The organism is Empedobacter sp. UBA5036, assembly GCF_002415215.1.
In the GTDB taxonomy this organism is placed as follows: Bacteria; Bacteroidota; Bacteroidia; order Flavobacteriales; family Weeksellaceae; genus Empedobacter; species Empedobacter falsenii_B.
Genome location: NZ_DICC01000032.1, coordinates 12876 through 38986, shown reverse-complemented (window position 1 = coordinate 38986; position 26111 = coordinate 12876). Strand labels below are relative to the sequence as shown.

The 26111-nt window shown below is 31.4% G+C and carries 26 protein-coding genes and 3 tRNA genes; 10 read left to right on the top strand and 19 right to left on the bottom strand.

Translation table 11 applies throughout. From position 1 onward, the window contains the following. Window positions 1-70: 70 nt before the first annotated feature. The 3 genes from purB to B4J88_RS05905 are packed head-to-tail and all read right to left on the bottom strand — an operon-like array spanning window position 71 to window position 3722. The gene (gene purB / locus B4J88_RS05915) at window positions 71-1498 is read right to left on the bottom strand and encodes an adenylosuccinate lyase (protein ID WP_038333596.1); all 1428 of its coding nucleotides are present in this window, start codon (window positions 1496-1498) and stop codon (window positions 71-73) included. Window positions 1499-1519: 21 nt separating this feature from the next. After that, on the bottom strand, window positions 1520-2374 hold the full coding sequence (locus tag B4J88_RS05910; protein WP_114999887.1) for a fructosamine kinase family protein: 855 nt from the start codon (window positions 2372-2374) through the stop codon (window positions 1520-1522). A gap of 58 nt (window positions 2375-2432) precedes the next feature. Continuing rightward, on the bottom strand, window positions 2433-3722 hold the full coding sequence (locus B4J88_RS05905; RefSeq protein ID WP_291066803.1) for an adenylosuccinate synthase: 1290 nt from the start codon (window positions 3720-3722) through the stop codon (window positions 2433-2435). A 230-nt stretch (window positions 3723-3952) separates the two neighbouring features. Here B4J88_RS05905 and B4J88_RS05900 point away from each other — a divergent pair, with 230 nt between their 5' ends. Together B4J88_RS05900 and B4J88_RS05895 are read left to right on the top strand one after the other, a co-directional pair. Next, window positions 3953-4642, top strand: a complete 690-nt coding sequence (locus B4J88_RS05900; RefSeq protein ID WP_291066801.1) for a DsbA family oxidoreductase — start codon at window positions 3953-3955, stop codon at window positions 4640-4642. Between the two features lie 60 nt (window positions 4643-4702). After that, a complete protein-coding gene (locus B4J88_RS05895) occupies window positions 4703-5056 on the top strand; it encodes a TonB-dependent receptor domain-containing protein (protein ID WP_185144102.1) in 354 nt (117 codons plus the stop codon). Between the two features lie 49 nt (window positions 5057-5105). Here B4J88_RS05895 and B4J88_RS05890 read toward each other — a convergent pair whose 3' ends face one another. The 6 genes from B4J88_RS05890 to B4J88_RS05865 all read right to left on the bottom strand — a co-directional run bounded on the left by B4J88_RS05890 (window position 5106) and on the right by B4J88_RS05865 (window position 11003). Next, window positions 5106-5723 carry an N-acetylmuramoyl-L-alanine amidase family protein gene (locus B4J88_RS05890; RefSeq protein ID WP_291066799.1) on the bottom strand — a complete coding sequence of 206 codons (618 nt, stop codon included), beginning with the start codon at window positions 5721-5723 and terminating at the stop codon, window positions 5106-5108. A gap of 80 nt (window positions 5724-5803) precedes the next feature. Further along, window positions 5804-7132 carry a DUF58 domain-containing protein gene (locus B4J88_RS05885; RefSeq protein WP_291066797.1) on the bottom strand — a complete coding sequence of 443 codons (1329 nt, stop codon included), beginning with the start codon at window positions 7130-7132 and terminating at the stop codon, window positions 5804-5806. Next, window positions 7132-8118 carry an AAA family ATPase gene (locus B4J88_RS05880; RefSeq protein WP_291066795.1) on the bottom strand — a complete coding sequence of 329 codons (987 nt, stop codon included), beginning with the start codon at window positions 8116-8118 and terminating at the stop codon, window positions 7132-7134. Before B4J88_RS05880 ends, B4J88_RS05885 begins: the two co-directional genes overlap by 1 nt. Then, on the bottom strand, window positions 8118-9362 hold the full coding sequence (locus B4J88_RS05875; protein ID WP_286495855.1) for a hypothetical protein: 1245 nt from the start codon (window positions 9360-9362) through the stop codon (window positions 8118-8120). The genes B4J88_RS05880 and B4J88_RS05875 overlap by 1 nt, the downstream gene beginning before the upstream one ends. Further along, window positions 9359-10021: a hypothetical protein gene (locus tag B4J88_RS05870; RefSeq protein WP_280036848.1), complete on the bottom strand. Its 663-nt coding sequence runs from the start codon at window positions 10019-10021 to the stop codon at window positions 9359-9361. Before B4J88_RS05870 ends, B4J88_RS05875 begins: the two co-directional genes overlap by 4 nt. Then, entirely contained in the window at window positions 10008-11003 is a 996-nt protein-coding gene (locus B4J88_RS05865; RefSeq protein ID WP_219034685.1) for a stage II sporulation protein M, read from the bottom strand. Before B4J88_RS05865 ends, B4J88_RS05870 begins: the two co-directional genes overlap by 14 nt. 29 nt (window positions 11004-11032) lie before the next feature. Between B4J88_RS05865 and B4J88_RS05860 the strand changes: the two genes are divergently transcribed. Continuing rightward, window positions 11033-11755 (top strand): RDD family protein, encoded by a 723-nt coding sequence (locus B4J88_RS05860; RefSeq protein ID WP_219034686.1) that lies wholly within the window; start codon window positions 11033-11035, stop codon window positions 11753-11755. A gap of 30 nt (window positions 11756-11785) precedes the next feature. Beyond that, complete coding sequence (locus B4J88_RS05855; protein ID WP_219034687.1) at window positions 11786-12157, top strand: YchJ family protein; 372 nt, start codon at window positions 11786-11788, stop codon at window positions 12155-12157. 377 nt (window positions 12158-12534) lie between these two features. On the opposite strand, the gene B4J88_RS05850 is transcribed toward B4J88_RS05855, so the two are convergent. The 3 genes from B4J88_RS05850 to B4J88_RS05840 are packed head-to-tail and all read right to left on the bottom strand — an operon-like array spanning window position 12535 to window position 14681. Further along, the gene (locus tag B4J88_RS05850) at window positions 12535-13248 is read right to left on the bottom strand and encodes a nucleotidyltransferase family protein (protein WP_291066793.1); all 714 of its coding nucleotides are present in this window, start codon (window positions 13246-13248) and stop codon (window positions 12535-12537) included. A gap of 1 nt (window position 13249) precedes the next feature. Then, window positions 13250-13672: a RapZ C-terminal domain-containing protein gene (locus B4J88_RS05845; protein WP_219034689.1), complete on the bottom strand. Its 423-nt coding sequence runs from the start codon at window positions 13670-13672 to the stop codon at window positions 13250-13252. Next, the gene (locus B4J88_RS05840; protein WP_219034690.1) at window positions 13665-14681 is read right to left on the bottom strand and encodes an aminoglycoside phosphotransferase family protein; all 1017 of its coding nucleotides are present in this window, start codon (window positions 14679-14681) and stop codon (window positions 13665-13667) included. Before B4J88_RS05840 ends, B4J88_RS05845 begins: the two co-directional genes overlap by 8 nt. A 105-nt stretch (window positions 14682-14786) precedes the next feature. Here B4J88_RS05840 and B4J88_RS05835 point away from each other — a divergent pair, with 105 nt between their 5' ends. Both B4J88_RS05835 and B4J88_RS05830 read left to right on the top strand, forming a co-directional pair. Then, window positions 14787-15251 carry a hypothetical protein gene (locus B4J88_RS05835; RefSeq protein WP_147279970.1) on the top strand — a complete coding sequence of 155 codons (465 nt, stop codon included), beginning with the start codon at window positions 14787-14789 and terminating at the stop codon, window positions 15249-15251. A gap of 76 nt (window positions 15252-15327) precedes the next feature. Continuing rightward, window positions 15328-15963 (top strand): NAD(P)H-dependent oxidoreductase, encoded by a 636-nt coding sequence (locus B4J88_RS05830; protein WP_114999737.1) that lies wholly within the window; start codon window positions 15328-15330, stop codon window positions 15961-15963. Window positions 15964-16011: 48 nt separating this feature from the next. Here the strand turns inward: B4J88_RS05830 and B4J88_RS05825 are convergent, their stop codons facing one another. The 7 genes from B4J88_RS05825 to ccsA form a co-directional block, all read right to left on the bottom strand. Then, window positions 16012-17658 (bottom strand): dipeptidyl-peptidase 3 family protein, encoded by a 1647-nt coding sequence (locus B4J88_RS05825; RefSeq protein WP_125349098.1) that lies wholly within the window; start codon window positions 17656-17658, stop codon window positions 16012-16014. Window positions 17659-17919: 261 nt separating this feature from the next. Beyond that, a tRNA-His gene (locus tag B4J88_RS05820) sits at window positions 17920-17995 on the bottom strand. Window positions 17996-18037: 42 nt separating this feature from the next. After that, window positions 18038-18113: transfer RNA gene (locus B4J88_RS05815), tRNA-His, on the bottom strand. A gap of 41 nt (window positions 18114-18154) precedes the next feature. Beyond that, window positions 18155-18230: transfer RNA gene (locus tag B4J88_RS05810), tRNA-His, on the bottom strand. A 118-nt stretch (window positions 18231-18348) separates the two neighbouring features. Continuing rightward, on the bottom strand, window positions 18349-19050 hold the full coding sequence (bshB1, locus tag B4J88_RS05805; protein WP_125349099.1) for a bacillithiol biosynthesis deacetylase BshB1: 702 nt from the start codon (window positions 19048-19050) through the stop codon (window positions 18349-18351). A gap of 3 nt (window positions 19051-19053) precedes the next feature. After that, window positions 19054-19647 carry a glutathione peroxidase gene (locus B4J88_RS05800; RefSeq protein WP_181816287.1) on the bottom strand — a complete coding sequence of 198 codons (594 nt, stop codon included), beginning with the start codon at window positions 19645-19647 and terminating at the stop codon, window positions 19054-19056. A gap of 115 nt (window positions 19648-19762) precedes the next feature. After that, the gene (gene ccsA, locus B4J88_RS05795; RefSeq protein WP_180906236.1) at window positions 19763-23053 is read right to left on the bottom strand and encodes a cytochrome c biogenesis protein; all 3291 of its coding nucleotides are present in this window, start codon (window positions 23051-23053) and stop codon (window positions 19763-19765) included. A gap of 270 nt (window positions 23054-23323) precedes the next feature. Between ccsA and B4J88_RS05790 the strand changes: the two genes are divergently transcribed. From B4J88_RS05790 to B4J88_RS05775, 4 genes are all read left to right on the top strand, one after another. After that, on the top strand, window positions 23324-23752 hold the full coding sequence (locus B4J88_RS05790) for a CC0125/CC1285 family lipoprotein (protein WP_038335681.1): 429 nt from the start codon (window positions 23324-23326) through the stop codon (window positions 23750-23752). Window positions 23753-23847: 95 nt separating this feature from the next. Next, window positions 23848-25104 (top strand): Y-family DNA polymerase, encoded by a 1257-nt coding sequence (locus B4J88_RS05785; protein WP_291066830.1) that lies wholly within the window; start codon window positions 23848-23850, stop codon window positions 25102-25104. A gap of 12 nt (window positions 25105-25116) precedes the next feature. After that, window positions 25117-25575: a LexA family protein gene (locus B4J88_RS05780; RefSeq protein WP_115001214.1), complete on the top strand. Its 459-nt coding sequence runs from the start codon at window positions 25117-25119 to the stop codon at window positions 25573-25575. Between the two features lie 56 nt (window positions 25576-25631). Beyond that, entirely contained in the window at window positions 25632-26093 is a 462-nt protein-coding gene (locus tag B4J88_RS05775) for a hypothetical protein (protein WP_219034692.1), read from the top strand. The last annotated feature ends 18 nt before the right edge of the window (window positions 26094-26111 follow it).

Genomic DNA, 26111 nt, shown 5'->3' with positions numbered 1-26111 from the left:
AGGTTAAAATTAAAAAAAGACTTCCAATTCGGAAGTCTTTTTTTGTTTCATGTGTTTGTCTTAAGCGTGTTTACACTTTAAGGTCTGTATGAGCGCCTAAAAGTGCTTTATTTTCTTCGATAATTGGATCAACCAAATCTTTTAAGAATTCTTCTGTTTGTTCAGAAGCAAATCCTGTAAAGTTTTTCGGATCTAATAATTCGACTAATTTTTCTTTATCAATCTTCACATTATCATCAGCAATAATACGCTCAATTAAATCGTTAGATTTTCCTTCCATTTTCACTTGTTTTGCAGCTTCCATAGAGTGTGTACGAATAATTTCGTGTAATTCTTGACGATCTCCACCATTTTTAACACCTTCCATAATGATATATTCGGTTGCCATAAATGGTAATTCTTCCGCGATATGCTTCTCGATGATTTTAGGATAAACGACTAAACCATCTAAAATATTGTTCCAAATGATTAAAATTGCATCAATCGCTAAGAAAGCTTGAGGAACCGCTAAACGTTTGTTGGCAGAATCATCTAACGTTCTTTCGAACCATTGCGTAGATGCAACCATTGCTGGAGAAGTTGCTAAAGACATTACGTATTTCGCTAAAGAAGCGATACGCTCAGAACGCATTGGGTTACGTTTATATGCCATTGCAGAAGATCCAATTTGATTTTTCTCGAAAGGTTCTTCAATCTCTTTTAAATTTTGTAATAAACGTAAGTCGTTTGTGAATTTATGTGCAGATTGAGCAATGTTTGATAATAATTCTAATGCTTGAGCATCAATTTTACGATCGTAAGTTTGTCCTGAAACTGCAAAAACATTTTTGAATCCGAAACGTTCAGATAATTTTTTGTCTAATGTTTTTACTTTTTGGTAATCGCCATCAAATAACTCTTTGAAAGATGCGGCTGTACCAGTTGTTCCTTTTACACCACGAAAACGTAAAGTATCTATTCTGAATTCTAATTCTTCTAAATCTAATAAAACAGATTGTAACCAAAGTGTTGCACGTTTTCCAACTGTTGTTAATTGCGCTGGTTGGAAATGTGTAAATCCTAAAGTTGGTAAATCTTTGTATTGACGCGCAAATTTCGCTAAACCATCAATCACATTGATTAATTGTCCTTTTACATGTTGAAATCCATCACGAATCTGAATCAAATCTGTGTTATCGCCAACAAAAGCTGAAGTTGCACCTAAGTGAATAATCGCTTTTGCGCTTGGTGCAACATCTCCGTACGTGTGCACGTGAGCCATTACATCATGACGAAATTTCTTTTCGTAAGCCGCAGCAACATCATAATCAATATTTGTTGCGTTATCTTTTAACTCTTGAATTTGTTCGTCTGTAATATCTAATCCAAGTTCCTTTTCAATTTCTGCCAAAGCAATCCATAGCTGTCTCCATGTTGTAAATTTTTTCTCAGGAGAAAAGATATATAGCATTTCGTCGCTACAATATCTCGATTCTAAAGGATTTTGATACTTGTTCATTGTATTTGTTTGTTTTGTTTTTTAAAATTTTTTCAAAATGGTTTGCACATCTTTCACATAATAACCTTCGAAAAGGTAAGCGTGTATCAGCAATGGAAATAATTGTGCAATCGGTAAACGCTCTTCGAAATTTGGTGCTAAAGGATTATTTTCGTGATAAGCATCAAAAAATACATCATCAAATCCTCCAAAAAGCTTTGCAATAGCCAAATCCATTTCGCGATGACCATAATAAATTGCAGGATCTATAACCGAGAATTCACCTTTTTTGTTGGCTAAAATATTTCCGTTCCAAAAATCTCCATGCAATAAAGCTGGCTTTTCTTCTGGAAATATCGAATTCAATTGTTTACATAAATTCTCTGCAGATTTTATTTGTTTTGAATTGATTAATTGTTTGTTTTGCAGTAGTTTCATCATTGGTATGATGCGATTTTTTGCATAAAATTCGCTCCAAGAATCTGTTAAACTATTTGGCTGAACGACAATTGCAATGTAATTATCTTCTGACCAACCAAATTGTTTACTTGTATTTTGATGAAGTTTTGCTAAATTTTTTCCTAAGTTTTCCCAATTTACAACAGTTGGAGTAGAGGTTTCCATCCATTCTAATAATAAATATTGAAAATCTTTTCCAGCTTCGCCAACATTTACCACTTTCGGAACCGAAAATGTTTTGGTCTTTTTGATGGCTTCTAAAGCACGTGCTTCTTTCTTGAAAAGATGAGGAAAGTTGTTTGCGGAATTTACCTTTAAAAAATATTTTTTATCAAACGATTCTAATCGAAAAGCATCGTTAATATCACCACCTTTTATTGGGACGATAGAATCTATACCTAAATTCAATTGTTTTAATCGTTCTAAAATTTCGTTCATAAAAATATCTCATAAAGTTATAGCCCAACAAAAAAGTCAGGCTATACTATTTAATTTATTAAAATAAAGTTGTTCTAATAATGTTTTGAGAACGCTCTGGTCCAACCGAAACTAAATAAACTTCGATTCCTAAGTATTTCTCAATATAGTGGATGTAGTCTTGCGCTGTCTTCGGTAACTCATCAAAAGATTTTACGTTCGTAATATCTTCTTTCCATCCTGGTAATTCGTCGTATTGTGCTTCGTAATCAGCTAATTTAGTTGTAGAAGAAGTAAAATAATCAATGATTTTTCTATCTTCTGTTTTGTAACCTGTACAAACTTTTACTGTATCAATATTCGACATTACATCTAATTTAGTAATCACTAAATGTGTAATTCCATTAATCATACAAGCGTGTTTCAATGCAACTAAATCTAACCAACCTGTGCGGCGTGGACGACCTGTCGACGCTCCGAATTCGTGACCAACTTGACGAATTTGTTCTCCTAATTCGTTGTCCAATTCTGTTGGGAAAGGACCGTTACCAACGCGTGTACAATATGCTTTCGAAACTCCAATCAAATTTTTCAATTTTGTAGGAGGAACTCCAGCACCAACACAAACTCCACCTGTTGTTGGAGAAGATGATGTAACGAATGGATATGTACCAAAATCGATGTCTAACATTAATGCTTGAGCACCTTCGAATAATACATTTTTACCTTCGTCAATTGCGTGGTTAATTTCTAACTCAGAATCTAAGATACGTTCTTTCAAACGCTCACCATAAGCTAAATATTTTTCGTAAATGTCTTCGAATTTTAATGGTTCTTTATTGAATAATTTTTCGAATAAAGCATTTTTAACCACTAAATTTTCTTTGATTTTTTCTGCTAAAACTTCAGGATTTAATAAATCAATTGCACGAATACCAACGCGCGCTACTTTATCCTCATAACAAGGACCAATTCCGCGTTTTGTTGTACCAATTTGACTATCTTTTCCTGCAAATTCTTCACGATATTCGTCTAACAAAATGTGATAAGGCATGATGATATGCGCTCTTCTCGAGATAAAAACGTGATCTGTAGATAAACCTTTTGCTTCTAATTGTTCAGTTTCTGCAAAAAAAGCTTCAGGATTTACTACGACACCATTCGCAATAATACATTTTCCTTTGCATTGTAAAACTCCAGAAGGTAATAAGTGTAAGACAAATTTATCATCGCCTACATATACCGTATGACCAGCGTTGTTACCACCTTGGTAGCGTACAACATAATCCGATTTTTCGGCTAATACATCTGTAATTTTTCCTTTTCCCTCGTCACCCCATTGAAGACCGACTACTACGTGTGTTGACATATTGTTTGTTCGTTATTTGATTTGGAATAAAAATGAAACTAATCATCTTTTCTTGGTTCACTGCAAAGGTAATTTAAACCTTGTCTTAAACAAATTTAAAACTCAATTTAGCACGATTATTTTTCAAGATTTTGTTAATAATTTTTCAAGATAAAATTAACCGAAAAATAACCGAATCCATTCAAATAAAAAGCGTATTTTTACAAACTTTTACACCAAAAATTTCTATAATGAAAATTGAAATCTGGTCGGATGTAATGTGTCCGTTCTGTTATATCGGAAAAAAACATTTTGAACAAGCTTTAACGCAAATTCCTTATCAAGATAAAATACAGGTTGAATGGAAAAGTTTTCAGTTAAATCCTGATTTATCAAAAACTGAAATTACTTCTGTCAATGATTATTTAATCAAAACAAAAGGAATTTCGGAAGAACAAGTTTCGGCAATGAATAATCAATTGGCTGAAATGGGAAAAGTTGTTGGAATTGATTTTCAACAACAAAATTCTAAAGTTGTCAATACGGGTGATGCTCACCGATTGATTCATTTTGCGCAAGCGAATGGAAAAGGTTCGGAAGCAGAAGAAAGACTTTTTAAAGCGTATTTTACAGAAGGTAAAAATGTAGCTGATTATGAACTTTTGGCTGAATTGGGAGAAGAAATTGGTTTGAACAAAACCGAAGTTCTTGAAATGCTAAATTCTGATGCAAATGTTTTTGAAGTTGCTTCGGATATTTTAGATGCGCGTAATATTGGTGTTTCTGGCGTTCCGTTTTTCGTAATTGACCGTAAATATGCACTTTCTGGTGCTCAACCAGTCGAGTATTTCGTTTCTGCTTTGACACAAGCTTACGAAAAAGATCATTTGGACCAACCACAAAATGGTGCTTCTTGTGATGTAGACGGAAATTGTGATTAATACAATTTGCAAATAAATATAGAAAAGGACTTCAATTGAAGTCCTTTTTTTCGTTTTATATTGATTGATAATTTTCTAAAAATTGTACAATTTTTTCTGCTAATTGATTTTTATGAAAAGAGCTTTTCAAAGTTTTATATTCAATATCAGTCAACAGAAGATCATTCGTTCAATTTTAATTTTGGGCGAAGAATTCAACGACCAGCTTTTTGGGAATTAAATCCAAATAAATGGTATAGTAATCCTATTTCTTACACAGAAGGAAATCCTTTTATGCAACCAGCTTTTGTGTATAATTTCGAGTTAAGTTATGGATTCAAAGATTATTTACAAGCAAAAGTTTATTATCAAAATATACAAGATGATTTTGGTCAAATTGCCTTTCATCAAGAACAAGAATTGGATGGAAAATAGAGAAAAAACAAAAAATCTCAGAGCAAAATACTCTGAGATTTTTTTATGTCTAATTCTTCAATGCTTCAAAAATTTTATCTGCTATTTTGGGGTAATTACTTTCGTTTGTTAAGATTTTTCGATCATCGTCATTTGTCAAATAACCGATTTCAATCATAATAATTGGAACTTGTGAATCTCGTAATATTTTCGAATTTGTTTCAACAATTCCTAAATTTTCAAAACCTAAAGAACTTATACTTTTTCCAATTTTTTCGCCAAGTATTTTACATTCTTCGAAAGTAGGATTCAATGGAGAAAGGTGAATTTCTGTTCCTTTTTTCGAATCTTTTACATTATAATTTGCGTGGATTGATAAAACCAAATCAGGTTTTATTTCATTAATCATTTTCGCACGACTTGTATTGATAATTTGTTCGTCCCCTTTTCTCAATAATACAAAGTCAACATCTGTAAAAGGATTTTTTTCTTGAATAATTTCTGCAATTTTCAGCGCAATATCTTTTTCCTGAAATTCATCTTTTTTTACGCCAGTATCTGTTCCTCCGTGTCCAGCGTCCAAAAGGATTACGCGCTTTGTAGAAGGTGTTTTATTTTCGATAAAATTTGTTTGCGCAAAAAGACCTGTTGTTAAGATTAAACAAAAGATCTGAAATAGTTTTTTCATGGGTTGTTCAGATTAAATTGACCAACTTTAAGCAATAATTGTGCTTTTTTTTCTAAATAATTGGTTAAATAAATCTTTTTTTAAAATAAACCTCGCGCTTTTATCTCTAAATATTTATTGATTAAGTTAATAGACAATTCTTGTGGTTCGCAATAAATGGTTAAAATCCCAAATTGATGCAAACGATTTATGATTAATTCTTTGTCGTAATTAAACTTTTCGGCAATTGTTTGATCATAAATATCAGTTGTAGTTTTTGCTTTCTGATAATTTAATTTCTTCAATTCCGAATTTTTAAAAAGAATCAAAACGACAACATGTGATTTTTTAATCAATTTCAGATATGGTAATTGACGTTCTAAACCATCAATTGTTTCAAAATTGGTGTAAATAAATAAAAGCGATCGTTGCGTTAATTTTCGTTTGATATAGGCATACAATTGCCCAAAATCACTTTCCAAAAAATCAGTTTGTACATTGTATAATTTCTCTAAAATCAATTGCATTTGATGATTTTTTCTATCCGCAACAACATGATCTTGAATTCTTTTATTAAATGTAATTAAACCTGCTTTTTCATTTTTTTGAAGCGAAATATTTGCAACAACTAAACTCGAATTGATCGAGTAATCCAACAATTTTAAACCATCGAAAGGCATTCGCATCGTTCTTCCCAAATCAATTAACGAATAAACAGGCTGAGATTTTTCTTCCTGAAATTGATTGACCATCAATCGATTTGCTTTCGCCGTTGCTTTCCAATTGATTAAACGATATTCGTCACCAATCGTATAATTTTTTATATTTTCAAATTCTGTATTTGTTCCAATTTTTCGAATCCTTTTCATTCCAAATTGATTTTGTAACTGAGCGGTAGAATATAATTGAAACTGTTTTAATTGCAAATAAGAAGGATAACATGCAATCGAAATTGGTTCGTTTATTTTGATCTTTTTCTCAATCAATCCAAAAACAGAAATAAATACATTTGTTAATCCAAATTTATACGAACCTCGTTCTGTTGGTCGAATTTTGAAATCAAATTTAGTATTTTGATCACTTTTAAATCGTTTTCTAAACTGAAAATCTCTTAATTGTAATTGAACAGGAAACTCTTCTATAATCCTTACATTTAGAGGGAATTGATAATGATTTGTTACGAAAAGTTCCAATTCATTTTCATCACCATTTGAAAGTCGTTCTGGATAATTTCGAAGAACTTCAATGGAAGTTTTAGGAATATAAACCAAAAATATTTCGACAATAACACTGACGATAAAGACAACTGTCAAAATCTTTGCAATGATGTAAATAGAAGATAGAAAAAATGCGATTACATAACAAAATGCAATCAATAATCCCGCATAAAAAAAACGATTGGTAAGAAATAAGCTTCTGAAAAATTTCATTAACGAGGAATTTCTACGCGATCAATAATTTGCTGAATAATATGTTGTGTTGTAAAACCTTCCATCTCTTTTTCAGGAACCATCACAACGCGGTGTCCCAAAATTGTATGCGCAATTTGCTTGATATCTTCTGGAATCACAAAATCGCGTCCATTCAACGCTGCATTTGATTTTGCAGCATCTAAAATCGCGATAGAAGCACGTGGCGATGCACCCATATACAAGGTTTGATCGATTCTGGTTTGATGAACAATTGTCGCAATATACGTAATCAACGCTTCGTGTACGAAAACTGATTTTATGCGATCTTGGAACTCAATAATTTCATTTCCTGAAATTACTTTTTCTACCAACGTTTCTTTGTCAATATTTTTGCGTTCTTGTTGTTCTTTCAATAATTCAATTTCACTTTCTAACGAAGGATATTTGACATAAATCTTAAACATAAAACGATCCAATTGTGCTTCTGGTAAGCGATACGTTCCTTCTTGCTCGATTGGATTTTGAGTTGCAAAAACTAGAAAAGGAGCTTGTAAAGGATAAGTTGTTCCATCAACCGTCACTTGTTTTTCTGACATCGATTCGAATAAAGCCGCTTGAGTTTTTGCAGGCGAACGGTTAATCTCATCAATTAAAATAATATTCGAAAAAATTGGTCCTTTTTTGAACTCAAATTCATTGATTTTAGAATTTAAAATAGACGTTCCAATCACATCAGAAGGCATTAAATCTGGCGTAAACTGAATTCTACTAAAACCAGAATCTATCGTTTTTGCCAACAATTTTGCCATCATTGTTTTGGCAACTCCAGGCAAACCTTCTATCAGAGAATGTCCGTTAGAAAGCAAAGCCAAAATTAATTGATCGATAATATCATCTTGTCCGACAATTACCTTTTTCAATTCATTTTTTACAGTTTGCATTTTATGTTGTACATCCGAAAAATCGACTCTATTTTCGAATGGTTGATATGTATTTTCGCTCATTAGATATTTGCTTTTTGTTTATAGTTTTCGATGATTTGATACACAATTTTCAAATCGTGTTCATTTGGTTGATTTTTTTGATAAATATTTTTCAGAATCGTGAATTTTTCAAGACATTCTTCTTGGCTCAAATTTGCTTTTTGTGCAACAATTTCAATGAATTGTTTGTTTGTAATATCGTCTGTTTCGATTAAAAATGTTTTTCTCAATTTGTATAAAAAATAATCGATTTTCTTTGAAACAATGTCTTTTACTTCGCCATTTTCTTGGTATAAAGAGGAAATTGTCTTAGCAAATTCGACGGTATGATTTTCTTCTTTGGTATAAATTGGAATGATGCGTTGTTCGCGTTTGCTTCTAAAAATTAAAAAGAAGAAAAGTAAAACCAATAACGTAATCCAAGCAGCTTTTAGAGCTGGTTCGCTCATTATGAAACGCATCATTGATGAACTTCCTGCATAAGTTTTCGAGGTATTGTACCAAAAAATAGTTTTCCCTTTCAGTGGTTCTAAAACTGATTTAGCATAGAAATAACTGTCCTCATTTAACAAATAATAATTGGTAAAATAAAGCGGTTCTGCGTGATATAAATAATAACCTTTATAATTTTTTGGTTTGATTTTTAAATAATTTGGGTAAGCCTTATCTTTATAAGTAATTGTTCCAAAAATTTCAGAATCATTTGTGATATCGCTAAAATAGTGATGTTCGATTTCTTTTTTCTTCTTTATTTTGAACAATTTATTTGTTCTAAGTTCAAAATTATCATTAATATTTATTGTCTGATTGTACAAGATATTCTCTTCAGATTCCGTAGAATCAGTTGTTGGCGTATCTGTAGAATACGTTTCTTCGTTAATATCTTCTTTTCCATTTGTGTCATCACCAAAATTGTCATAATAATCTGCAATCATCACAATTCCACCATTTTCGGCAATTTTGCTCAATAAATTTTTAGAAACTGTATCAAAATAAATTTCAGAACCGAGCACAACAACTGCATAATCTTTTGCTTTTTTAGGATCAATTTTTAATTCAGAAAGTTTTTCCAAATCTTTCATTTTCCCATTAGATAACTTCCCAAGTTCTTCGTGCATAATAAATAATCCGTACGGATCTTTACTATTTTGATAAAGGCTTACATTCCATGATTTAGGAAGCTTATAACGAAGTTTTGAGAAAGAAAATATAAAAATTCCGATCAATAAAATAGCGCCTAATAGAATACCTAATTTCTTTTTCATGAGGCTAAATATTGGTTAAACTGATTGAAATTTGTCTTGAATTCGTGGTATTTATTTTCATCAATTTTAAATTCTCCAAACCAAACTTGATTGAAAATTTTAGTATTTTGATTGAATAAAATCTTTGATTTTTCGTCTTTTATTTGATTGATAAATTGTTGATTTGTTTTCTTCGGATCCCATTCAATCCAACCTTTTTTATCTAAATTTTGTAGATTTTGATAATGCAAATAACGAATTGCTAAAGCAAAATTTTGTTCTGTTTCTGCTTTATTGATTAATGAATTCAAATTAACTTCGGCTAAATTTTCTTCGATAAAATCAAAATCAGATTCGTCATATAATTTTTTCGAATTTCGTTTAAGAATTCCACCATTTTTGTAAATACGTGTGGCAAGAAAAATTAAGAATAATCCAATTACAAAATAGAAAATGATTTCCCAAGGTAAATAAGAGAGAAATCTAAAAATACCTTCGATTATTTTTGAGAAAAAGCCAGGTTCGAATTCTTTTTTAGGTTTTGGAACATCATTATAATCAAATTCTTTTCCAGCATATTTTTCTTTGAATGCTTTAAATTCTGCTGTTTTTTCTTGTGCAAAAACAACGAATTGAATTAATAATAATGTAAATGTAAAAAATAGTCTAAATTGTTTCATTCGATTCTAAAGTTTGATTGAACGAAAAAGTTTTTTGTCTATTTTTTTGAATCGGATAAATGATGTAATACCAAATAATTAAGATTAATGAAAGGATTATTACCAATAAACTCAATACAATATTAACATCATATAAACGCGTAATAAAACCTTCGATAAATCCAGCTATAATAAACATTGGAACAGTGCTTAATAAAATCATTACCGCTTCTTTTGCTTTGATTGTGAGTGATTTTTTTCGCGATAAAGTTTTTGGAAACATAAAGCCATTTCCAAGCATTAATCCGCAAGCTCCAGCAATAATAATCACCGAAATTTCGATTGTTCCATGCATCCAAATTGCTGACATTGCCTTTCCCAAAACGCCTTCTTTGAAAAACATATAATGAAATGCACCTAACATAATTCCGTTCGAAAATAGAATATATCCTGATCCAATACTGAAAAATAATCCTAATGTAAAAGCAAAAAAAGCAACACGAATATTGTTGATGGTTATAGCTAATGTAGAGCCAGTCTGACTTCCTGATTTGTAAATTGCTGCAGGATCACCTTTTTTGATGTTCATTAACGTTTCGTCTACATATTGATTTCCTAAAATTAATCGTGTAAAATCTGGATCGAAATGCGATGATAAAACGCCAATTAAAACCGCTAAGGCAAAAATTAAGAATGAATACAACAACATTTTGTGATTTTTGTAGACTACATTTGGCACATCTTCTTTGAAAAATTGCACAAATTGATTCCCAGAAGTTCGTTGATCTTTGTAAATTGACTGATGCGCAAATAAAGCTAACTCGTTCAAATAATCTTTTGTCTTACTTTTTGGGTAATAAGTTTGAGCAAACGCCAAATCATTTGTAATTTCGATGTAGTTTTTTGCTAAAATATCTGGATGAACATCAATTTTATTTTTCAAATTATGTTCAATATCAGACCATTTAGACTTATTTTTATCAATAAAATGCGCTTCTCTCATTGTAGAGTAGTTGTTAGTGAACCAAATATATGAATAAACTTTTAGTCAATACACCTCAAAACGTGCAAATTGCTTATAATATTGCACCACTTGGAAAACGTTTGCTTGCGTATATCATCGATATGATTATCCGAATCATATTAGTCTACGGTATGTATTATTTCTCTGAGTTTATTCCGAATAGAGACGAATGGTTTCGTATGGGAATTTATAGTATAATAGGTTTTATATTTTTACTTTATCCGTTGGTTCTCGAGATTTTAATGAAAGGGCAAACAATTGGAAAATGGATTATGAAAATTCGTGTAATACGAATGGACGGAAATCGTGCCAATAATTTTGATTATTTCTTGCGTTGGGTAATTGGAAGTGTCGAATTGTTTTTATTTACTGGACTTATCGCGTTGATAACGATGATTATAAATAAAAATGGTCAACGTTTAGGTGATATTGTTGCGAATACATGTTTGATTGATTTGAATCCGAAATTAGCTTTATCACAAACTATTTTCGCTGAAGTTTCTGAAACCTATAAAATTCGTTTTCCCGAAGTTTATCGCCTGTCTGATCGTGATATTAATATTGTAAAAGAAAATTTTACGTCTGCATTAAACAATAATAATTATGATATTTTATTAAAATTAACGCGAAAACTGGAGGAAATAATGGAGGTGAAAAGTGATGGTTTAGGAAATATTGATTTTATTCAAGTGGTGATTCAGGATCATTATCATTACCACAAAGACAAGTAAACAGTATCTTTGCAAAAAATAAAGAATAAAATGAATTGTCCTTGTTGTTCTGGAAAAGTATATGCAACTTGTTGCGAACCTTTTCATTTGAATATTGAATTGCCAAAAACTCCCGAAGAGTTGATGCGTTCTCGTTACGCTGCTTTTGCAATGGTTTTGCCTGAATATTTAGTTGATACAACACATTCTTCTACGCAAAAAGATAATGATTTTAGTGATATCGAAGATTGGGCAAAATCGAATAAATGGTTAAAGTTAGAAATTGTTTTTGCTAAAGATAATAAAGTTCGATTTAGAGCTTATTACCAAGACAAACAAGGTGAAATCTACGAACATGATGAACTTTCTAGGTTTGTGCAAGAGAATGGCAAATGGTTTTATGTAGATGGCGAGTTTTATTGATTTTTAAAAATAAATTCAGAAAATATTATTTCAAGCGAAGTCTAGAAATTAAAAAAAATGGATATTTTTTTTGAGCAATTACTTTTACAATTCCTTCAATTTATCCTGAATTTCTGTATCATAAATTTCTAAAAAACGTTCGTCATAAGGATAAGTATCTTTGAATCCTTTCTTAATCAAAACTAAGCTTTTATTGTAATTTATTTTTGCAGAATCTTTCCAACTTTATTTTTGAAAGAAAAGTAAAGTATTGAAGCGAGAATTATCACTACAACAATAGTTAAATAGATAAAATAATTAATGTATTTCATTCTATCTAAGATATGTAAACTTTTTGCATAAAAAAACTCAATCCATTGAATTGAGTTTTTTGTTTTCTATTTAAAATATTGTTCTGCTTCTAACACGCTTTCTGGTCGACCTACGTCGATTAAAATTCCGCCAGAATGATCAAAACCAATGATAGATTCAGTTTTCATCAAGTCCATATAAACTTTCATGATAGAAAATTTACCTTTCTCTGTAATTTTATCAAATAGAGTAGGAGAAATAACATGAATTCCACTAAAAGCTAAATCTTTGCAATTGTCTAAAGAATCTACAGCTTTTATTTCTTCTTCTGTTTTCAGATTTCGCCAACCTTTTAATTCATTTTGTTCATTGAAAAATAGTTTACGAGATGAATTTCGATCAGAAACTGCTAACGTTACTAACGCTTTGTTTTCTTGATGTGCTTTGATAAAATTAGCAAGATTTAGATCTGTTAAAATGTCCACATTCATCACCAAAAAATCTTCCTCGAAATTAGCTTTTGCTTTAACCAAACCACCACCAGTTTCAAGAACTTGATCTGTTTCATCTGAAATAGTAATTTCAATTCCGAAATAATTATTATCTTCTAAAAACTCAATGATTTGATCTGCAAAATGATGCACGTTAATCACGATTTCATTAATTCCGAAAGATTTCAAATATTCTATATTTCGTTGCAAAAGAGGTTTTCCATTTACAACTGCTAAAGCTTTGGGATGGTTGTCAGTAAATGGTTTTAAACGAGTCCCAAGACCCGCTGCAAAAATCATTGCTTTCATATTAATACGCCTCGTTTATCCAATTTTTTTCTTCTTGCACAATATGATGTAACGTAACTTGCGCTTCTGGAAATTTCTCTTGAATATGTTTTGCAGTCGCATCAGCAGAATAAACTGATCGATGTTGTCCGCCTGTGCAACCAAAATTAATTTCTAAATTCTCGAAACCTCGTTGCAAATAATCTTCGATCGAAATGTCAATAATTTGAAAAACACCTTCTAAAAAAACTGCAATTTTAGTTTCTGTTTTCAAGTATTTTTTAACCTCTTCGTCGCGCCCTGTTTGTGTTTTATATGCCTGAATTCGACCTGGATTTAGAATTCCACGACAATCAAAAACGAAACCACCACCATTTCCAGTTGGATCGGTTGGAATTCCTTTTTTATACGAAAAACTACGAACGTTGATGTTTAATTTAGCCATTTATTTTATGATTTATGCGTTCTAACGTTTCTGGAAGAACAAGGATTTTTATAATATGTTTTAATTCTGGATAATTTTGTAATATAGGATAATCGATTATTGATTCTAAGTTTTTAAGCCCAAATGAAATACTTTCTAAAAAGTGTTTTTTACGTTCAATAATTCCTCTCAAACCATAGGTTCCTAAAACTTGTAAAAGTCGAGCAACTACACAATATTCGTACGATTGACGAAAATCTATTGGAACTAAAGTTGGAATTTGTTTGGTTAATTCTTGGTAATAAAATTCGTATAATTCTTTTTTAAATTCAAATGGTAAATTGGCTTTTGCTTGCCAAATTAACGAAACCAAATCATAGACAACAGGTCCATATAAACCGCCTTGATAATCGATAAAATAAGGTTCGTTTTGATGAATCATAATGTTGCGCGTTTGGAAATCTCTGAACACAAAACCTTGTGGCGAAAGTTTATCAAATTGAGACGCAAAACGATCAAAATCTTTGATTAATTTTCCTGCATTGTAATCAATTCCTAAGACATCTAAAAAGTAAAAATTAAACTGAAATAAATCTCTTAAAATTAATGTTTTATCTAATTTTGGATACGAAAAAGTATGATTAAAATCGATTTTAGTTGCACCTTGAATTTGAGCAATTGCTAATTTTTCTAATGTCTTAAAATAATAAGGTTTTGCTTTTTCGAAATCATTCAAGACAATATTCATCAGTGTTTCGTCTCCTAAATCTGTTTGAACATAGGTTGCAAAATCTTCTGAAACTGAAACAATTTCTGGAATATTATTGATGACTTTTTTTAAATCTAAAGAGAACTGAATAAATACTTTATTTTCTTCAATATTAGAGCTTTCAGCCAAAATATACGACTGATTTTGATCAAAAAATCTCGAATATACTCGAGCTGAACCTCCTCCTGAAAGTTGAGTTAAACTTTCAATTGCTTTTTGAGTAAAGTTTTCTTGCAAAAATTGAGCTGTAGTATCGTTCATCAGAATATTTTGCGAAAGTTACGCATATCAAAAATGATTTAAAAATATTTGTTTGCTGTAACTTTTTTCAAAATGCTGCATCTATTTAGTAAAAGAGAAACTAATATGAAAAAAATAGCACTTATTATCGCAATGATTTCGTTACAATCATGTATTACAGTAAAAGTTAATGCAGATGTTGATTCGAATAATTTTTATAGAAAAGTGGATAATCCAAATATCAAATCGCAAGGAACTTTTTTTGACAAAGGAGTGGGGGATTCGAAATGGTCGAATTCGAATGGTGATAATTGGACAAAAGCGAAGTTTGAAGATGCTTCTGGAACGAGTTATATCAAGCTAAATGTTTCGAAAAGTTTAACTGCTAATTTTCATTCGAATATTAAATTAGAAGGCGAAATGATTTTTGAAATTGTAGATCAAAATAATGAAGTAGTGTTTAATCGTCAACTTACAAATTCGAAAGAAGAAAATTTTACAGTTGATTTAGCAAAAGGTGATTATCAAGTTCGTTGGAATTCTACGAATGCAACTGGAAGTTATTTTTTGGAATGGAAACAAGATAAATAACATAAATTTTAGCATATTTTTTGGTCGATCGATTACTTTTTTGATGTATTTTTAGAAAGATTTTAAATAAGTAATTATGTCTTTAATAGATGATTTGAAATGGCGTTACGCTACAAAAAAATATGATCCGTCTTTAATTGTTGAAGAAGAAGACGTTAAAAAAATTGTTGAAGCAGCTCGTTTAGCACCAACTTCATCAGGTTTGCAACAGTTCAGAATTTTAGTTATTAAAAATAAAGAATTGCAACAAAAAATTGTTCCAATTGCCTATGATCAGCAAGCGATTGTAGATTGTTCGCATTTATTGGTTTTTGTAGCTTGGGATCGTTATACAGAAGATCGTATTGATGCAATTTACGATTATACAACGGATGAGAGAGATTTGCCAAGAGGTCGTTTTGGTTCGTATACAGATAAATTGAAAGGAATTTATTTGCCTCAAACTTCTGAAGAAAATTTTGCACATACAGCTCGTCAAGCATACATTGGATTAGGTTTTGCTCTTGCTCAAGCAGCAGAATTGAAAATTGATAGTACGCCAATGGAAGGTTTTGATAATGCTGAATTGGATGATTTGCTTGATTTGAAAGAAAAAGGAATGCGAAGCGTTTTAATGCTTCCTTTGGGATACAGAGACAGTGAAGATTGGCTAGCGCCAATGAAAAAAGTTAGAAATCCGATGAAGGATTTTGCTACGAAATTATATGAATAACAAAAAAGCTTTCTCAATTTTGAGAAAGCTTTTTTATTGAATCTATTTTTACAATCCCAACATTTTTGGACCTTGTTCAAAAACAACATCAACTGGAATGTTTTTTGTTTTCAAGACATCTAAATCTTTTTGTAAATCGTCGTGAATAATTCCTTTATCAGCATATAATTTTTTTACACCATCATAATCTCCATTTCCTTGAAGTGTCAAAATTAATTCTGATAAACCATTCATTGCTTTTTCCATTTTAGCTACATTTACTCTGTAACGTCCATTTGTAGTTTTTTCGAAAGCTCCATTTTCAGCAAAATAGTTAAACGCAATCATGTTTGCTTGTCCGTGTGCAGAACTTGCTCCAAAACGAACTGAACGTAAGATTCCAGCCAAGAAAGTCACAAAATAATCTTCTTGTGTTCCTGTCAATTCACCTTTTTTCAACAATTGATTCACCATATACAAACCAAGAATATCAGCTTTTCCTTCTTCTAAAGCTGAATTAGCTTCTTTTAAAGCATCGCGGACAGAACCTTTTTCATTTACTGTATTTTTGATTCCTAAACCATGCGCCACTTCGTGAAACATCACATTAGAAAAGAATGCATCAAATTTGATGTTTTTCTGTTGGCTTTCATCAATCAAAGCAGTTGCAATTGGGGCAAGAATTTTATCAAATTTCGCTTTCATAGCATTTTTTAATTGCAAACGGCGCGTTCCTTTTTCTAGTTGAACTTTTTCATCATTTGGTAAATTAATCGCAATTGTTTTTCCAGCAGCGTTACAATCTCCCGCATAATACACCACATCATACGCATTAAGATCCGAATCAGTTCCAGGAATTTCTTTTTTGTAATTTGCAGAAACAGGTAAATTCTTCTGTAATTCTGGTAAATATTGAACGAATTTTGCCAATTTTTTCGACCATTCAATATCTTTTACTAAAATATATGCAGAATATGAAGTTTTATATCCAAACAATTGATCTTCGTAATTTTCAATCGGACCAACCACCATATCAATATTTGCATTTTTCATATCCATCCAAGCCAAATCACTTGCATAAAAATCATCGCTTATCAAAGCTGCAGCACGTAATTTTAAATATTTTTTAAGCCCAGCATCTTCTGCTAATTCTGATGCTTTTGTTAAATATTCAGCGGCTTTTGATAATTGATTTTTGAAATTTTCGTGGTATGGAATCGAATATAATTTTCCTTCACGATTACGACGAATAATTGAGTAAGGAGATTTACCATCTTTGATATTTGCTTGTTCAAATTCCTCTTTCGTCATATCAATTGGATAGAAAGTTGCACCAGCAGGTTTTGCTCCAATACCGTTTATAAAAGGCGTTTCGTTATTCAATCTATCCCAAGGACCGTAGTTTATTTTTGCATATTCTTTGGCTTCACCTTTCGTTTCGTCCATCAAATCTATTTTAGCACCATAAGCTTGTTGCCAAAATAAATCGTCCATAATATCTGCCGTTTTGAACATCAAACGTAAAATCTCTTTTTCGTTTTTTGTTAAATGCGAAATATCTGTTGTTAATGGAACTTGAGCATAATATTGAAAAGCGTAATCTTTTGTCATTTCTATTGAGGTTTGAGTTGATTCTGCTGCTGTTTTTTGAGTTGAACAAGAGCTTAAAACTCCAGCAAAAGCAATCATTCCTAAGAATATTGATGATTTTTTCATTTTGAATGTTTTGGTAAATTTACAACGAAGAATCAAACTAAAAATCATTCTTATTTTTTTTATCCATAAAAATATAATTTAAAATAACCAAGAATCCTGACTCCTAATCCAAAAATTAAAAAGCTTTAGAATGCAATTGTAAGAAGTTAGAGATAGAGCTTTTTTCTTATTCAGATTATCACAAATTTTTGCATTGCTCCCAAGTTTTGATATTAATTCAATAAAAAAATCTCAACTTCTATTGAAATTGAGATTTAATATGGGTGAATGATGGGTCTCGAACCCACGACCTCCGGAACCACAATCCGGCGCTCTAACCAACTGAGCTACAATCACCATTTGGTTTGAATTTTTTTTGAAACTAATTCTAAAGTTTTTAGGGTGAATGATGGGTCTCGAACCCACGACCTCCGGAACCACAATCCGGCGCTCTAACCAACTGAGCTACAATCACCATTTGGTTTGAATTTCTTTTGAAACTAATTCTAAAGTTTTAGGGTGAATGATGGGTCTCGAACCCACGACCTCCGGAACCACAATCCGGCGCTCTAACCAACTGAGCTACAATCACCATTTTTATTGCGAAATTAACTTTTATTTAATCTCTCAATTGGACTGCAAATATAGCCTATTAATCGGTACTTGCAAATAATTTTGACAAAAAAATAAAGGTTTTTTACACCTTTATTTCTAAATTAAAGAATCTAAATTATTTACGCCAATATAACTTCGCGAAATAAATCCTTCTCCACCTTCAGTTCCGATTAATCTTCCTAAATCATATGCACGATATCGGATAGAATCTGTAAAATTCTTCGATGAAATTGGTGTTTGAGGTTCGCTCGAATTTGGATCAAAAAATTGCGTTTTATACGCCATGCAAGCTTCCACTTTTGTATCAACAAAACCAGAAATATCAATTACAAAATGAGGTTCTAAAGGCAACCATTGAATGTAGTGGAAGTGCTTTTTTGGACGCCAAGCTGGTAATCCATTATCAATTTTTGGTAAACCCGATAAGAAAATAGCAGTATTCACTAAATCTGAACCTTTTCCATGATCTGGATGGCGATCGTGAGGTGCATTACTCAAAATAATATCAGGTTGATATTTGCGAATGATTTCGACAATTTTCAATTGATTTTCTTTATCATTCAAGAAAAAACCATCAGGAATTCCAAGATTTTCTCTTACAGCAACTCCCAAAATGTTTTTGGCATCATTTGCTTCTACACGGCGCGTTTCATCAGTACCACGAGTTCCCAATTCTCCTTTTGTTAAATCGAGAATACCAACTGTTTTACCGTTTTTAATTTCTTTTGCAAGTGTTCCTCCACATCCCAATTCTACGTCATCAGGATGAGCTCCAATTGCAAGAATATCTAACTTCATTTACTATTTATTTAACCAATCTATTATTTCTTTTGAATCTGGAGTTACTTTTGATGGATAAGAAGCCTCTAAAGTTCCGTCTTCGTTAATCAAAAATTTCGTAAAATTCCATTTTACATCATTATCAGATTTTCCGTTCAATGATTTTTTTGTTAAGAATTTGAAAATTTCATTTTGATTTTTTCCAATTACATCACTTTTTGACATCAAAGGAAAAGTTACGCCATAATTTAATTTACAAAAACTTGCAATTTCTTCATTGTTGTCAAATTCCTGACCTCCAAAATTGTCTGAAGGAAATCCAACAATAACTAAACCTTGATCTTTATATTCTTGATACAATTTTTCTAAAGCATCATATTGAGGTGTGTAACCACATTTTGAAGCTGTGTTAAGAATTAAGATTTTCTTTCCTTTCAAATCCGCGAAATTAAAATCGTCATCATTGATATCTTTGAATGTATAATCGTAAATTTTGTTCACTTTTTGAGGTGTTTTTGTTGTTTGATGAATGGTTTGCTTTTTAGAAACTTTCTTAGTTTCTTGCGCATTACAAGCTATAAATAGCCCTAAAAATCCGATGAATAAATATTTCATTGCGTACTATTTTAAACAAATTTAAAAAAAATGTTATGATTTGTAAGTTAAAGTAGGTTAAAATAAAAAAGCTCACCTTTCGATGAGCTTTTAACATTTATAATATTCAAAGAAATTAATCTTTTGATTTTACATGGTAAACTTTGTTTTGGAAATACCAAGCTGCAATAGATAAAACTAACATTGCGACTGCTGTTGCAGGAACCCAAAATGGAATTGGAATTGGATCTCCGGCTGCGTATGAATGTAATCCAGATAAGTAATAGTTAACGCCAAAATACGTCATAATTACTGTCCAAACAGCCCACATTGCAGCGATGTTAAAAGTTAATTTCCCTCTTAATCCTGGAACTAAACGCATGTGTAAAACAACTGCATAAACAATTACAGAAACGAAAGCCCAAGTTTCTTTTGGATCCCAAGACCAGTAACGTCCCCAAGATTCGTTTGCCCACATACCACCTAAGAATGTACCAACAGTAAGTAAGAAAATTCCAATTGTTAATGACATTTCAGAAACGTAAGTCATTTCTTTTAGTGAAATTTCAATCTTTTTATTTGGTTTAATCATCATGATAATTAATGAGAAAACTCCTAAAATAGCACTTAATCCAAAGAAACCATAAGATGAAACGATAATCGCAACGTGTACAATTAACCAATACGATTTTAGAACTGGTACTAATGGTGTAATTTGTGGATCTAACATAGAACCTCCGTGCGCAAATCCCATCATAATTACAGCAACCATAGCTCCTGTTGTTGGAATAAATGCGTTTCGGTTTTTGTATAATAACAATCCAGCTAAAACACTAATCCATGAAATAAATACAATGGCTTCGTAACCGTTAGACCAAGGTGCGTGTCCCGTTAAATACCAACGAACACCAAGTCCTGCGGCTTGTATGATAAAGACAATAAATATTAATCCCAAACAAACATTGATAATTCGATGCAGTGCTTTGCTTTCTGAAAATAACTGAATGAATGATAAAATCATTAAGACTCCACCAACCATACAATAAGCAATCATCACCCAAAAGAAAACGTTGTATTTATTGTATAACACCTCAATCTCAACTTTTGTTGGAGAAGGCACAACATTTTTACCCCATTTTTGTTGGTATTTATCGATATAATCTACTGCATTATCTGCAGGCGTCCAATTACCATTTTCTAATCCTTTCGAAACCATGTTAAAATAAACACTAATCATTCCAAGTGCCATTGTATCGATTTCTACAGGATTTTCTTGTGTTTGATAAATCCAAGAAGTCCAACGCTCTGAAGGATCATTCTGAACTGGAATTATTTTTAATTGATAACCTTTTGCAGTTTGATCTAAAATATTGAAACGCTCTGTAACTTTAATTACTTCCTCATCAAATTTAGAACGCTCTGAAGGTTTTCTTGAGAATGCTTCGTTATAGGCTTTGTCTAATTTGAAACGAGTTGTTTTTGGATCAATCAAATTCATTAAAGATGTGTAACCATCTTCATTTGCGCTTGTAATTTTCTTTAAACGATCACCACCTTTATCACCAACTTCAATCATCGGAGCATTTACCCAATAAGCAGGATCTAATTGCAAAGAAATAAACCATTTATTGGCAGATAATCCGTGGAATTTATCTTTTTTGTAAACTTTTCTAAGGATTTCTAAAGCTTGCGTATTAACAGGTTTTATACGTCCTTCGATATCTTGTGTAAGTAAATGACCAAATTTATCAGCGTGCTCGTCCGGAATTTTTACGTTCTTCGCTAATTCATCACCATCAGCCATTTTTGTAGAAAAACTACCAATATGTTCTGATGAATGAACATTACCTTTTTCCGAATCAGTCTGAATTTTTTGATGTCCATTTTTTCCTCCATCAGTAGTACTTGGATTTTGAGCAAATGCTAATCCAGAAAGTAAAAATAATGGAAGTAAAATATTTACTTTTTTGGTATGTAAACTTTTTAATAAAGAGTTTAATTGTGTAAAACGAGTTCCTTTCCAGAATAATGAAACAAACATTCCCCCAAATAATAAGAAGTATCCTAAATAGGTAATGTTAGTTCCCCACCAGTCTTGGTTAACTTGTAAAATAGTTCCGTCTTCTGTTGGGAAATAACTCGATTGGAAGAAACGGTAACCTTTATAATCCATTACATTGTTCATATAAATGTGATGTTTTGTTTCTTTTCCCTCGTCGATAACTGTAATGTTAGATTCGAAAGAAGAAGGGTTTGTAGAACCAGGATAACGGTCTAAAATGAAGTCATCTAAACGAATGCTAAATGGAACTTTCACTAACTTAGAACCGTAACCTAACGAAATATTCATTCCGTCAATTTGTACATCAGCAGAATAATTTGTGACACCTTTTCCTCCAACAATCGTCACTGTATCGCGTTTATCACCAACAATAACTTCAGCTCTAATTGCACCAGGAAGATTTTTTTCTTCTGCTTTAAATTTAGAACCTTGTCGATATAAAACTTCACCTTTGAAAGCCGGATTTGGAACTACAAATTGCGCTCCGTTGATTGTATACAACGAACGTAATTTTAATGGAGCAGGAACATTAAACTCAACTTTTCCAGCACCTTCTTGCAATTTCTGCATGTCTGTAATTTGTCCAACTTGTTGTCCAGCCATTTGTACATATTCTCCTTCGAAAGGTGATTTGATAACCAAATTTTCTCCTTCTCCAGTAATTTGTACCGCACCATCTTGCGGTCTATTGTACGAAACTAAAGTTCCATTAACACTTTTGATTTCACCATTTCTGATGAAAACAGAATTACGTCCAGTTTGTCCAACTGTCACAATTTCTAAAACATTAATTCCTTCTTTTTTTCTTACAACTGTATCTAAAGCGTGAGGTACGTAATCAAAAGTTTTTAATTTAATGACTTTATCTTTGAACTGATATTCACCTTCAAAGTGTCTACGGAACAGAGAACTTGTACTATCTTTTCTGTCAAAATACGTCATGTTGTATTGATGATTGTCGTACGCTAAACGTTGTGTACCATCATCAACCATCATCTTGAAATAAGATTTGTACGATGTAATTTCGTTACTTGTTCCTCCTTCTGGAATAGGCATTTCACCCTCGAAACTGATGTAACGAGTAATTCCTCCTCCAATAAAAATAAACAAAAATGCTAAGTGGAAAACCAATAAAGGCAATTTTTCCTTTGACCATAATCTGTATCGTTTGATATTCATTAAGAACAAAACGATCAACCAAATCATTAATACCTCAAACCACTTTGCCTCGTAAATAACAGCTTTTGCAGTAGCCGTATCGTAGTCATTTTCAATGAAAGTGGCATAACCCATGGCGATTGCGTAGATGAATAGCAAGACCGTCATGGTTCTGGTAGAAAATAGATATTTTTCTAATTTACTCATTACTTATAATTGATTTACAAAAATAGGTGAGTTTATCAGATAAAGCATTAAAACTTAAATGATTTTTATTAGAATCAATGAGTTAATAGAATGTTAAATATGTTGTACCGAAATTGATTTTAAATGTTTGAAAAATACACTGTTAATCAGGATTTTTTATAAAAAAGTATTTTCTTCAAAAATAATTTGTTAAGAAAATATTTAGAAATATCAAAAACATATCTTAAAAGGAACAACTTTTGTTAAAGCACAATAACCAATTATAATGATATGAAAAAATTAACTCAAATTTTATGTGCTGGAGCTTTCATTTTTGCTTTAGCAAGTTGTCATAACAGCAAGGCTGTTGCATACCAAAAAGATAATGGTACAGGCGGTTATACCGAAGAAAAGGTGAACAATGATACCTATATTGTTAGTTTTGATGGAAACGAATACAATAAAAAAGACAAAACGTTTGACTATGCTTTGTTGAGAGCAGCGGAAATAGGTCAGCGTAATAATTTTGATTATTTTGCAATTTTAAGTACAGTGAACGATAAAGTCTTGGAAAAAAGTAACAGCTACACAAAATTAGATAGTAATGATACGTGGCTGAAAGTACAATATTTCAAAAACAGTAAACCAATAAAATTTCAAACGGTTTATGAACCAGCTGTTGTAATAAAAGATTTGCATAAAAAATATAAAATTAAATAAGGATACAAACCACTCATTTGAGTGGTTTTTTGTTTTGGAATAAATTAACATTTTCGATGACACAATGTGGCGTTTTAACTTCTCAACTTTGTACTATGTTCGCATTGATAGATTGTAATAATTTTTACGCCAGTTGCCATCGTGTTTTTCAACCGAAGCTTCTTCATCAGCCAATTGTAGTATTGTCTAATAATGATGGTTGTGTAATTTCGCGTTCTGCTGAAGCGAAGTTAGCTGGAATTCCAATGGGTGCGCCTGCGCATCAATTTCAACGTGTTTTTGAACAGAAAAAAATCAAATTTTTTTCGTCAAATTATCAATTATATGCGGATATGAGCAATCGTGTAATGTCGATTTTATCGTTGTATTCGCCTGATCAGGAAATTTATTCGATAGACGAATGTTTCTTAAAATTGAATGGATTTGATCGTTTTGATTTGAAAAATTACGGATTAGAAATCAAATCTAAAATATATCAATTTACAAAATTGCCAGTTTGTGTAGGAATTGCTCCAACAAAATCCTTGGCGAAATTAGCGAATCATATTGCGAAAAAATTTCCAGAAGTTCATCAAGGGGTTTATATTATTCAGACTCAAGAACAAATCCATAAAGCGTTAAAATGGTTAAATATTGAAGATGTTTGGGGAATTGGTCGACGAATGTCGCGACGTTTGAGAATGATCGGTGTCAATAAAGCGTTGGATTTTGTACAATTAAAAGATGATTTTCTTCGGAAAGAATTTTCGATAGTAGGTTTGCGTTTGAAAAAAGATTTGTTAGGTGAAGCGGTGTTAGATTTAGAAGCGATTTCGGCAAAGAAAAGTATTGCAACGACGCGTAGTTTTGAAGAATATACCAACGATTTTGAATATGTAAAAGAGCGTGTTGCTACTTTTGCGGTTTCGTGTGCAGAGAAACTTCGGAAACAGAATTCTTCTTGCAATTTGGTTACAGTTTTTATTCAGACCAATAATTTTGATAGAAATAAACCACAATATTACCGTACAATTTCGGTCCATTTACCTTACGAATCGAATTCAAGTATAACGTTGTCCAAATTTGCAATTAAAGCGTTTGAGCAAATTTATAAAGATGGTTATGAGTACAAAAAGGCTGGAGTAGTGGTGTCTGGAATTGTTTCGTCAGATCAAAAACAATTATCGCTTTTTGAAGAAGAAAATCCAAATCACCCAGATTTGATGAAAGTCATCGATTTGTTGAACAAAAAATTTGGTGCGACAAAAATAAAATTAGCTTCGCAAGATTTGAATAAAACGTGGAAAATGCGTCAAAATAATTTATCACCTTGTTATACAACCAAGTGGAAAGATTTGTTGGTGGTGTATTAAACGATAGAAAAAATGAATGGAGAGATAAAAATGTTAGACAAAGAACTCAACCTTTTTGTTATAAATACAGATGGTGAGAAAAAATATATTCCGAATTTTGGTCATGTAAATGCTGGATTTCCTTCACCTGCAGAAGATTTTGTGGACGATAGAATAAGTTTGGACGAACGTTATTTAACGCATCCCGAATCTACTTTTTTGATTGTCGTTGGTGGAGATTCGATGTATCCTGTTTATCAAAAAAATGATATTTTGGTGATTCGGACAGATCTTATTCCGTTGCATCACGATGATATTATTGTTTCTGTTAATAATGAAGATTATACGTTGAAACGCTTTGATAAAATAAACAATAAACTGATTGCGATAAATCTAAATTACAAAGATTGTGTTCAAATACACGAAAATGATGAGGTGGTTATTTTAGGAGTTGTTGGTGTTTTGGTACGAGAAATAACGAATAGAATTTAAATCTTTGTTGTAACTTTTTTATAAAACATGCATCTTAATAGTAAAGATATGATGTTATGAGAAAATTTATTTTATTGTGTTTTGCAGTGATGTTGGTGCAATCTTGTATTACAATTTCAACTGTTTCGAATGTGTCAACGAATGCGTCAAGATATTTGAGTATTGATGGAATTTATAAAACAGAAGGAACAACATATTCAGCAACAAAAGTGATTAGACGAAATAATAATCAAATCGTTTTGGACTTTACACAAATGCAAGGAGAAGTTTATTATTTCTTGAAAACAAATCAAGATATAGAACTTGAATTAGATTATGAAGTGAAACAAAAAAATGGTTTAATGGATTTTTCGATTGTAGATTATACAGGAAAAGAATTAACTCAAATAGGTAGTGCTTCGAAAGGAAAAATGAATAAAAAAGAATCTATTCATTTAGAATCTTATAAAAGTTATAGAATCAATTTTAAAGGAGATGATTTTAAAGGAAAAGTATCTGTTCAGTTAAATAATAAATAAATAAGGTCGAGTTTTACT

Excerpts from the sequence above, each read along its gene's own strand:
- B4J88_RS05800 (WP_181816287.1), bottom strand. The coding sequence starts at position 19,647 with ATGAAATATTTATTCATCGGATTTTTAGGGCTATTTATAGCTTGTAAT.
- B4J88_RS05790 (WP_038335681.1), top strand. The coding sequence starts at position 23,324 with ATGAAAAAATTAACTCAAATTTTATGTGCTGGAGCTTTCATTTTTGCT.
- B4J88_RS05830 (WP_114999737.1), top strand. The coding sequence starts at position 15,328 with ATGTCTTTAATAGATGATTTGAAATGGCGTTACGCTACAAAAAAATAT.
- B4J88_RS05900 (WP_291066801.1), top strand. The coding sequence starts at position 3,953 with ATGAAAATTGAAATCTGGTCGGATGTAATGTGTCCGTTCTGTTATATC.
- B4J88_RS05905 (WP_291066803.1), bottom strand. The coding sequence starts at position 3,722 with ATGTCAACACACGTAGTAGTCGGTCTTCAATGGGGTGACGAGGGAAAA.
- B4J88_RS05880 (WP_291066795.1), bottom strand. The coding sequence starts at position 8,118 with ATGAGCGAAAATACATATCAACCATTCGAAAATAGAGTCGATTTTTCG.
- B4J88_RS05885 (WP_291066797.1), bottom strand. The coding sequence starts at position 7,132 with ATGAAATTTTTCAGAAGCTTATTTCTTACCAATCGTTTTTTTTATGCG.
- purB (WP_038333596.1), bottom strand. The coding sequence starts at position 1,498 with ATGAACAAGTATCAAAATCCTTTAGAATCGAGATATTGTAGCGACGAA.
- B4J88_RS05825 (WP_125349098.1), bottom strand. The coding sequence starts at position 17,658 with ATGAAAAAATCATCAATATTCTTAGGAATGATTGCTTTTGCTGGAGTT.
- B4J88_RS05775 (WP_219034692.1), top strand. The coding sequence starts at position 25,632 with ATGAGAAAATTTATTTTATTGTGTTTTGCAGTGATGTTGGTGCAATCT.
- bshB1 (WP_125349099.1), bottom strand. The coding sequence starts at position 19,050 with ATGAAGTTAGATATTCTTGCAATTGGAGCTCATCCTGATGACGTAGAA.
- B4J88_RS05835 (WP_147279970.1), top strand. The coding sequence starts at position 14,787 with ATGAAAAAAATAGCACTTATTATCGCAATGATTTCGTTACAATCATGT.
- B4J88_RS05890 (WP_291066799.1), bottom strand. The coding sequence starts at position 5,723 with ATGAAAAAACTATTTCAGATCTTTTGTTTAATCTTAACAACAGGTCTT.
- B4J88_RS05910 (WP_114999887.1), bottom strand. The coding sequence starts at position 2,374 with ATGAACGAAATTTTAGAACGATTAAAACAATTGAATTTAGGTATAGAT.
- B4J88_RS05785 (WP_291066830.1), top strand. The coding sequence starts at position 23,848 with ATGTTCGCATTGATAGATTGTAATAATTTTTACGCCAGTTGCCATCGT.
- B4J88_RS05860 (WP_219034686.1), top strand. The coding sequence starts at position 11,033 with ATGAATAAACTTTTAGTCAATACACCTCAAAACGTGCAAATTGCTTAT.
- B4J88_RS05855 (WP_219034687.1), top strand. The coding sequence starts at position 11,786 with ATGAATTGTCCTTGTTGTTCTGGAAAAGTATATGCAACTTGTTGCGAA.
- B4J88_RS05870 (WP_280036848.1), bottom strand. The coding sequence starts at position 10,021 with ATGAAACAATTTAGACTATTTTTTACATTTACATTATTATTAATTCAA.
- B4J88_RS05845 (WP_219034689.1), bottom strand. The coding sequence starts at position 13,672 with ATGGCTAAATTAAACATCAACGTTCGTAGTTTTTCGTATAAAAAAGGA.
- B4J88_RS05780 (WP_115001214.1), top strand. The coding sequence starts at position 25,117 with ATGAATGGAGAGATAAAAATGTTAGACAAAGAACTCAACCTTTTTGTT.
- ccsA (WP_180906236.1), bottom strand. The coding sequence starts at position 23,053 with ATGAGTAAATTAGAAAAATATCTATTTTCTACCAGAACCATGACGGTC.
- B4J88_RS05865 (WP_219034685.1), bottom strand. The coding sequence starts at position 11,003 with ATGAGAGAAGCGCATTTTATTGATAAAAATAAGTCTAAATGGTCTGAT.
- B4J88_RS05875 (WP_286495855.1), bottom strand. The coding sequence starts at position 9,362 with ATGAAAAAGAAATTAGGTATTCTATTAGGCGCTATTTTATTGATCGGA.
- B4J88_RS05840 (WP_219034690.1), bottom strand. The coding sequence starts at position 14,681 with ATGAACGATACTACAGCTCAATTTTTGCAAGAAAACTTTACTCAAAAA.
- B4J88_RS05850 (WP_291066793.1), bottom strand. The coding sequence starts at position 13,248 with ATGAAAGCAATGATTTTTGCAGCGGGTCTTGGGACTCGTTTAAAACCA.